The organism is Ancylomarina sp., from assembly GCF_041555295.1.
GTDB lineage: Bacteria > Bacteroidota > Bacteroidia > Bacteroidales > Marinifilaceae > Ancylomarina.
In genome coordinates this window covers 1-2347 of the sequence record NZ_JBFFKR010000405.1, presented here as the reverse complement: position 1 = coordinate 2347, position 2347 = coordinate 1, and the positions used below count along the sequence as shown (strand labels likewise).

1 protein-coding gene is annotated in these 2347 nt (G+C 36.3%); it reads left to right on the top strand.

From position 1 onward, the window contains the following. Positions 1–85 precede the first annotated feature (85 nt). A partial coding sequence (locus ABY905_RS16500) for a SusC/RagA family TonB-linked outer membrane protein (RefSeq protein ID WP_372645860.1) occupies positions 86–2347 on the top strand: 2262 nt, incomplete at its 3' end.

The following is a 2347-nucleotide window of genomic DNA, read 5'->3' as shown; positions in this document are numbered from 1 at the left end:
TGTTAAATATTTTTAAAAGATGATTTTATTTGTTAATTTATATGCTCGTTGACCAAAAGTTTATAATTAACTAAAAAATTAATCTATGAAAAAACTGACCTTTCTTGTTTGTGCTTTCCTATTAATGATTCAGGTTATTAATGCACAAACAAAGCAAATCACTGGTACTGTTACCAGTGCAGATGACGGCCTGGGTATGCCAGGCGTATCTGTCGTTATTAAAGGAACTACTGTCGGTTCTAGTACAGATATTGATGGGAAGTATATTCTAGAAACTCAAGCTTCAGATGTGCTAATCTTTAGTTTTGTAGGTATGGTTACGCAGGAAATCCCAGTTGGGGCTAAAACCATAATTGATGTTGTTATGGAAACGGAATCTATAGGTATGGAGGAAGTTGTTGTAACTGCAATTGGTGTTACGAGATCTCAAAAGAGTTTGGGATATGCTGCTACATCTGTAAATAGTGAGGAATTAACAAAGGCTGCACCTATGAATGCTCTTGGTGGTATTCAAGGTAAAGTTGCTGGTGTTAATATTTCTTCTGCTTCTGGTTCTCCTGGAGCATCTACTAAAGTTATCTTACGTGGTTACTCTTCATTAACCGGAGGTAATCAGCCATTATATGTTGTTGACGGTACTCCTGTTGATAATAGAATGGTAGGAGCTACGGGGTCAACTCGTTCGACAGACTTCGGTAATAATGCGAACGATATAAATCCGGATAACATTGAATCCGTAACTATTTTAAAAGGTGCCTCTGCGACAGCACTTTACGGCTCTAGAGCTGCGAATGGTGTAATCATGATTACAACTAAGTCTGGTAAAGCCGGTAAGTTAAAGGTTAACTATTCAGGTTCGTTTGACTTGAGTACTCCTTTAAGATTACCTGAGTTACAGAATGATTTCGGCCAAGGTTGGAGTGGTCATTATGCTTCAAATGAAAATGGATCTTGGGGACCTAAATTGGATGGTGCTATTCGTCAGTGGGGTAATATTGTTGATAATCAGCAATTACTTAAACCATTTAAAGCACAGAAAGATAACTTGAAGGATTTTTATGATCTGGGAACTACTATGAATCATTCCATGTCTATTAGTGGTGGCACTGATAAGGCAACTTATTTCCTTTCTTTCAACAATGTAGACGCTGATGGTATTGTTCCAACTGATGCTGACTCATATAAAAGAAATGCGATCAACTTTAAAGGATCCACTAATTTTAATAAGTTTACAGCGACTACTTCTATGAATTATGTTCGTAAAAAGTCTAAGGCTGTAGCTACAGGGCAAGGGTCAAGTACTGGTGCGACTCTATTTCAAGAAATTATTCAGACTCCTCGTGATATGAGTATTGTTGATATGAAAGATTACAACAATAAGTTCTATAATGTTGATAATTTCTATACGCCTTATGCACAGAATCCTTATTTCGTGTTAAACGAAAATGGTAATGATTTTACTTCAGATAGAATTTATGGTAATATCTCTTTAGACTATGAGTTTACTAGCGAATTATCTGCAACTGCTCGTATTGGTAGTGATGTAACGAATTCTTATCTGAAAGACTGGCAGGCCATTGGACGTCCCAAAGAAGGCAGTCCTAACTTTAGTCGAACAGCAGATGTTGGTGGTGTACTCGAGGAATCAAGACATTCAAGAGAAATCAATACTGACCTGATTGTGAAATTTAAGAAAGATCTTAATGAAGATTTTAACTTAAATGCTCTTGCTGGATGGAACGTAACACAAAGTAATTACAGACGCCAATCCAGTTCTGTTGAAGAATTGACGATTCCTAATTTCTATTCATTATCTAATAGTCCAAACCCTGCAACAACTGATACCTTTTATCAGAAGAAGCGTTTGTATGGTGTTTATGCTCAGGCTGACCTTGCATTTAGAAACTATTTGTTCTTGACATTCGTTGCTAGAAATGACTGGTCTTCTACTTTACCATCTAATGATAATTCTTTCTTTTATCCAGGTGCTAGTGTTGGTTTTATCTTAACAGATGCTATAGAATCATTAAAATCTAAGACTATAACCTTTGCTAAGGTTAGAGGTTCTTGGGGTAAGACAGGTAACGATGCTGATCCTTATAATATCTTTAATACACTAGTTTCAGGTAATGCATTTGGTGGTTTTGGTAGCTTGGTCTTTCCATTAAAAGGAGTATCTGGTTTCGAAATTTCAAACCAATTAGGAAACTCTATTCTTGAGCCAGAGATTACTCGAGAGTTTGAATTTGGTCTTGATGCACGTTTTTTTAATAGTAGAATTGGTATTGATTTTGCCTACTATAGCAAAGAGACTGACGGTCAGATTCTTCCTGTTGATATTGCTTCT